Raw genomic sequence first — 5,590 nt, 5'->3', positions numbered from 1 at the left:
ACGAGCGCCGCCGCCAACGCGAACGCGAGGCCGCCGAACGCGAAGCGCTGGAGGCCGCCGTGCACGAGCCCGATGAGCCCGTCGTCGACGACGAGAGCGATGACGGCGAAGGCGAGGGGCACAAGAAAAAGAAGAAAAAGAAACACAAGGACTAGTCGCGCGTCCGGGGCCCATCTGAGTAAGGGCTTAGCTCGCGATTTTCTGGGTCCCGGCTCTGCGTCGCACCGCCAACGCGCCGCGCCGCGTCCGGGACACGAACTCGGTTCAGGAAGCCGCCGAGGAATCATCTTTGCGCGGCAGCATGCCCATGCGCTCGAACTGCCAGCGCATGGCGCGATACCAGAGATAGCCGACCGCCGCGCCGCACAGAGCGAGGATGATCACGTTCGCGCTCGAGAACGAGCCGCTCCACCACATCATCCACGCCGTCCACAGCAGCGTGAAGATGATGGCACCTGCTTTCAGCGGAAGAAGGGGGCGGCTCATGATCGTGCTCCGGGCTGTCAAAATCCCGGCGAACATCATCACGCACCAAGAGGCCTTCTTCCGTGAGCCAGATCACGGAATGACTTTCTGCGATCGCTAGCCGAACCGTAGCCGTGAGCGTTCCCTCGCCCTTTCCGCCTCAATCTCGCGGTCGCGCGCCGGCGCATGGGTATGCAGCGAAGTCAGGAGGTTTCGTGCGGCCTCCGAGACCTCCGCCACCGCACGGTCGAACGCCGCCTCGTTGGCCTGCGACGGCTTGTTGAAACCGGACAGTTTGCGCACGAACTGGAGCGCGCTGGCGTGGATCTCATCCTCCGTCGCCGGCGGCTCGAAGTTGAACAGCGTCTTGATGTTGCGGCACATGCAGGGGTCTCTCCGGATATTTCCTTGAAGACGATCGGCGGAGCGGAAATCCTACATCCTTCTCCGCTCTTCTGCTAAGTTCCCCCGCAACGCGGGCGCCGACCATGAGCCGCAACGGGGGAGAGAAACATGGAAGCTTCCTACGCCGCATTGACGGCTGTCCTGCTGTCCTTTTCGACACCGATATGGGCCGCCGATTATCCGGCCCCCAAGCAGGGCGACTGGATCGCCAGGGATTTCAAATTCCACACCGGCGAGACCATGCCGGAACTGAAGCTGCATTACACCACCGTCGGTGAGCCCACCGGCCAGCCGGTGCTGGTGCTGCATGGAACGGGCGGCTCGGGCACCGGTATGCTGGGGCCTTCCTTCGGTGGTGAACTGTTCGGCCCGGGGCAACCGCTCGACGCCTCCAAATATTACATCATCATTCCCGACAATATCGGCCACGGCAAATCATCGAAGCCGTCGGACGGCATGAAGACGAGCTTTCCGAAATACAATTACGACGACATGGTCGAGGCGCAGTATCGCCTGGTGACGGAGGGCCTCGGCGTCAAGCATCTGCGGCTCGTCATCGGCAATTCGATGGGCGGCATGCAGACCTGGCTGTGGGGCGAGAAATATCCGAAGGCGATGGATGCGCTGATCCCGATGGCCTCGCAGCCGACCGAGATGGCCTCGCGCAACTGGATGATGCGTCGGATCATGCTCGACACCATCCGCAACGATCCCGACTACAACGGCGGCAATTACACCAGCCAGCCGCGCATGATGAAATATGCCCTCGCCGCCTACGGCATCGCGAGCATCGGCGGCACGCTGGCCTATCAGGCGCAGGCGCCGACGGCAGCGAAGGCCGACAAGATCGTCGACGACCGGCTGGCGACGCCGATCACGGCGGATGCCAACGACTTCGTCTATCAGTGGGAGTCCTCGCACGACTACAATGCCGGCGAGAAGCTGGAGGCCATCGAAGCGTCGCTGCTGCTGATCAATTCCGCCGACGACGAGCGCAACCCGCCCGAGACCGGCATCACGGACGCTGCGATGAAGCGGGTCAAGAACGGGCGCCTGTTCCTGATCCCGGCGAGCGCCGAGACGCGCGGTCATGGCACCACCGGCAATGCGAAATTCTATGGCGAGCAGGTGCGGCAGTTGCTTGAGACCACGCCGCAGCGCGCGATGTAGATCGCCGAGCGCGCCATCATATCGCAACGCATCATATGCGGCGCCTCGGCGCCGCATATTATTTGAGCATGCAATGCGCTGACAGCTCGGGCTTAATCGCGTCAACAATACGAATCGACGCGCGGGACAATCGCGCGCCACTGGCACGACGCGACGAGGAGGATCGCATGCACAGGCTCGCACTGTGCGTTTGGCTGGCCGCGCTGACGAGCGCCGCATTCGCGTTCGACAACGGACAATACGACCACGTCCCGCCCGACATCCGCGCCTGGTTCAAGAGCGTGATCGCGCCGAACGGCGTGCCCTGCTGCGACATCTCCGACGGCCATCGCACCGACTACGACGTGCGGAGTGGCGCCTATTGGGTGCCGATCGAGGGACAATGGATGGAGGTGCCCGAACGCGCCATCATCCGCGGCCAGGGCAATCCGGTCGGCCAGGCCGTCGTCTGGTACGTTCACCACCGCGGCGCCATCATCATCAGCTGCTTCGTGCCGGCGGACGCAGTCTAGCATGATGGATTTCGTTGGCTGAGGCGGCCCGATCGGGTAGCTTGTCGCAAAGCTGATGCGGAGGCACGCCGTTGACCGATCTTTGCGCCGAAGACCTCGCCACCATCTATGCCAAGCCGAGCCCGCGCGTGATCGCGAAGGCGCGTCCCGCGATCGACGCGCATGCGAAGAAATTCATCGAGATGTCGCCGTTCTGCGTGCTCGCGACATCGGGCGCGGACGGCAGCGTCGATGCCTCGCCGCGCGGCGGCAGTGTCGGCTTCGTCCACGTCGCAGGTCCCAACCAGATCTTGATGCCCGACCGTTCCGGCAACAACCGCATCGACAGTTTCCGCAACGTCGTCGAAGGCTCGGGCTTCGTGCATCTGCTGTTCTTCGTGCCGGGGATCGACGAGACGCTGCGCGTCGGCGGACGCGGCACGCTGTCGGCCGATCCGGATCTGCTCGCCTCTATGGTGGAGTTCGGCAAGCCGCCGCGCGCGGTGCTGAACGTCGCGGTCAGCGAAGTCTATTTCCACTGCGGCAAGGCGCTGATGCGCTCGAAGCTGTGGTCGCCCGAGAAGGTGCAGCGGTCGGTGATGCCGAGCATCGTGACGGTCATTCACGACCAGACTGGGCTTGGCGAACCGGCGAGCCAGGAGATCGTGGAAGAACTCTACAAGACGCAGCTGTAGGTGTAGCTGCAATCACAGTGTCGTCCCGGACAAGCGCGCCTTAAAGCGCGCGCCGATCCGGGACCCATAACCACAGGAAGTCGTTTGGCGAAGACCCGTGGTTAGCATCGCGCGCCACAACCACTCCCTGTGGTTATGGGTCCCGGCGTTCCGCCGGGACGACACCGAGTTTGTGGCAGCGCCAATGCGCCAATCTAGTGCCCCTCGCCCTCGAGCCCGCCGACGTGCTTCTGGGTGTAGAGCTCGAGGCCGATGCGGCCGATCAGGTCGAGCTGGGTTTCGAGGAAGTCGATGTGGTGCTCCTCGTCGCTCATCAGCTTCTCGAACAGGTCACGCGTGACGTAGTCCTTGACGCCGTGGCAGTAGGTGGCCGCTTCCTGGTAGAGCGCACGTGCGCTCATCTCGGCAGCGAGGTCGCACTCGATGATCTCCTTGACGTTCTGGCCGATGCGCAAGGGGTCGAGCACCTGCATGTTCGGGAAACCGTCGAAGAACAGGATGCGCGCGGTGAGCTTGTCGGCGTGCTCCATCTCCTCGATGGACTCCTTGCGCCAGACCTTGGCCATGTCGAGGAGGCCCCAATTGTCGAGGAAGCGGTAGTGCAGCCAGTACTGGTTGATCGCAGTCAGCTCGTGACGCAGTGCCTTGTTGAGATAGTCGATGACTTTTGCGTCGCCCTGCATGGTTCACTCCAGCTCTTGCAGTCCAAATCGGCCCTAAACCGAGTTTAGAATGCTTCTAAGTCAGTTTGCGAATGAGGGCAACCGGCTACGGAGACGCAGCCTGGGAAAAGCTCAGCCAAGCTGGCGAAAGGCCTTCAGCAGGCCGCGAGGGCGAATTGAGCGGGCTGCGCCGTCTCGTCATTGGCGGCCACGGTGTGGCTGTGCGGGCAGCCCGAGCAGCAGGACTGGGCGCAGGGGCCAAGCGCTTCGTCGATGATGGTCTTGATCGTCCGGGCGCAGCGGCCGCATTCGGCGCTACAGCCGAGGCACCCATAGACCTGCTTGGCATGGCGCACAGCGTCGTCGGACTCGGCGACGGCGGCGCGGATGTCGTCATCGCTCAGCACGTTACAGGAACAAACGATCATGGAAGCGGCAGGCCCTTCGGTGATGCGTCACCATCGATATTTAACGGGCCGGCCGGATGCAAAAGGAAAAAGCGGTATTTCAAGCTATTCCAAACTGGCCCCACCAGCAGCCTAGAACGGCTCCAAAACCCAGCGTTGCGCTGGATCAAGATTAGAGCGGATCTAGTCGCCGCCGCCCCCTCCACCACCGTCGCCGCCACCTCCGCAATCCCCGCTACTACCGCCGCTGTCACTGCTGGAACAGCTGCCCCCGTCGCTCGAGCTCCCCGAACCGCCGGAAAACCAGCTCCCCAGCGAGACGCCGTCACTCGTCCCCGTGTAGCTGTCGCCACCGCCATTACCGCCGTCGCCGCCGGCCGCGGCCCGCGAGCGGCGCTGGCTGCGGTTCTGAAGGTGCGCGATCCAGCCGTAGCCGATCGCGAAGACAACTCCAGCCGCGATCAATGCATTTATCACCGCATTGCCCATCGTCGCCTCCCAGGCCCATCTGTGCCTGATAACCATTGGTCGTGCCCGGCAAAGGGGCCGTTCATTGATCATTCAAACGAAGTATGGAACTCTGCTCCCAAAGAGTTCCCGCGTATTCCTACGAAAGGCCAAGCCCATGAAGAAGTTGCTCCTGGCGGTTACTGCCGTCGCCTCCTTGGCCTTTGCGGCCGCAACACCGGCCCATGCACAGCGCGGCGTCGCGGCGGGCGTGGCGGCCGGAATCATCGGCGGCGCCATTGTCGGCGGCGCGCTGGCCTCTCCGTATTATTACGGACCCGGCCCGGGCTATTACGAACCCGGCTATTACCCGCCCCGCTACTACGCGCCGGGTCCGGGCTATGTCTCCGATGGCTATTACGGTGGCGGCTGCGCCTGGCAGAAGCAGCGCTTCTGGGACGGCTACGGCTGGCGCGTCCGCCGCGTCAGAGTCTGCGGCTAAAGGCGTCGCGGGCGGTTCGTCTGGACCGCTTTACTACGGACGCGCCGTTCATCTCCGGGCCCGAAAAAGACCGCTTTTTCTCGTCACAGCTCCGTGTGCGTTTACCGTGGGTTGACCAATTGCGCGCTTCCTAGCTGCACGGCCAATTCCATCAGCGTGTGCGTGAACCTTTGAAACCCGGGCGCCTCTAACAAGAGGAACCCATCTCCCAGGAGAGCCCTGAGCATGAAGAAGACTCTAGTTGCCGCCCTCACGGTTGCGACGGTCGCCGGTTCGCTGGTAACCGCCACTCCGTCCGCCAAGGCCCATGACGGCGTCGGCGCCGGCATCGCGGCCGGCCTGATCG

9 protein-coding genes are annotated in these 5,590 nt (G+C 63.4%); 4 read left to right on the top strand and 5 right to left on the bottom strand.

Annotated features, from left to right (window positions below; genetic code table 11):
* Window positions 1-264: 264 nt before the first annotated feature.
* On the bottom strand, window positions 265-486 hold the full coding sequence (locus MOV75_RS25760) for a hypothetical protein (RefSeq protein ID WP_246930336.1): 222 nt from the start codon (window positions 484-486) through the stop codon (window positions 265-267).
* Window positions 487-582: 96 nt separating this feature from the next.
* Window positions 583-849 carry a DUF2277 domain-containing protein gene (locus MOV75_RS25755; protein WP_246930334.1) on the bottom strand — a complete coding sequence of 89 codons (267 nt, stop codon included), beginning with the start codon at window positions 847-849 and terminating at the stop codon, window positions 583-585.
* A gap of 129 nt (window positions 850-978) precedes the next feature.
* On the opposite strand from MOV75_RS25755, the gene MOV75_RS25750 reads away from it, so the two are divergent.
* From MOV75_RS25750 to MOV75_RS25740, 3 genes are all read left to right on the top strand, one after another.
* Window positions 979-2,040 (top strand): alpha/beta fold hydrolase, encoded by a 1,062-nt coding sequence (locus tag MOV75_RS25750; protein WP_246930332.1) that lies wholly within the window; start codon window positions 979-981, stop codon window positions 2,038-2,040.
* A gap of 167 nt (window positions 2,041-2,207) precedes the next feature.
* Entirely contained in the window at window positions 2,208-2,552 is a 345-nt protein-coding gene (locus tag MOV75_RS25745) for a hypothetical protein (RefSeq protein ID WP_246930330.1), read from the top strand.
* Between the two features lie 71 nt (window positions 2,553-2,623).
* The gene (locus MOV75_RS25740; RefSeq protein ID WP_246930328.1) at window positions 2,624-3,226 is read left to right on the top strand and encodes an MSMEG_1061 family FMN-dependent PPOX-type flavoprotein; all 603 of its coding nucleotides are present in this window, start codon (window positions 2,624-2,626) and stop codon (window positions 3,224-3,226) included.
* A gap of 194 nt (window positions 3,227-3,420) precedes the next feature.
* Here MOV75_RS25740 and bfr read toward each other — a convergent pair whose 3' ends face one another.
* The 3 genes from bfr to MOV75_RS25725 all read right to left on the bottom strand — a co-directional run bounded on the left by bfr (window position 3,421) and on the right by MOV75_RS25725 (window position 4,784).
* Window positions 3,421-3,909 carry a bacterioferritin gene (gene bfr, locus MOV75_RS25735; protein WP_011089420.1) on the bottom strand — a complete coding sequence of 163 codons (489 nt, stop codon included), beginning with the start codon at window positions 3,907-3,909 and terminating at the stop codon, window positions 3,421-3,423.
* A gap of 134 nt (window positions 3,910-4,043) precedes the next feature.
* A complete protein-coding gene (locus MOV75_RS25730; RefSeq protein WP_247006817.1) occupies window positions 4,044-4,316 on the bottom strand; it encodes a bacterioferritin-associated ferredoxin in 273 nt (90 codons plus the stop codon).
* 162 nt (window positions 4,317-4,478) lie between these two features.
* Window positions 4,479-4,784 carry a hypothetical protein gene (locus tag MOV75_RS25725; protein ID WP_246930338.1) on the bottom strand — a complete coding sequence of 102 codons (306 nt, stop codon included), beginning with the start codon at window positions 4,782-4,784 and terminating at the stop codon, window positions 4,479-4,481.
* 136 nt (window positions 4,785-4,920) lie between these two features.
* Here MOV75_RS25725 and MOV75_RS25720 point away from each other — a divergent pair, with 136 nt between their 5' ends.
* Window positions 4,921-5,244: a hypothetical protein gene (locus MOV75_RS25720; RefSeq protein ID WP_246930324.1), complete on the top strand. Its 324-nt coding sequence runs from the start codon at window positions 4,921-4,923 to the stop codon at window positions 5,242-5,244.
* Window positions 5,245-5,590: the final 346 nt, after the last annotated feature.

Origin of the sequence: Bradyrhizobium sp. PRIMUS42 (assembly GCF_023006515.1) — a bacterium.
Taxonomy (GTDB): domain Bacteria; phylum Pseudomonadota; class Alphaproteobacteria; order Rhizobiales; family Xanthobacteraceae; genus Bradyrhizobium.
The sequence above is the reverse complement of the archived record's forward strand: the minus strand, read 5'-3'. Positions and strand labels throughout refer to the sequence as shown.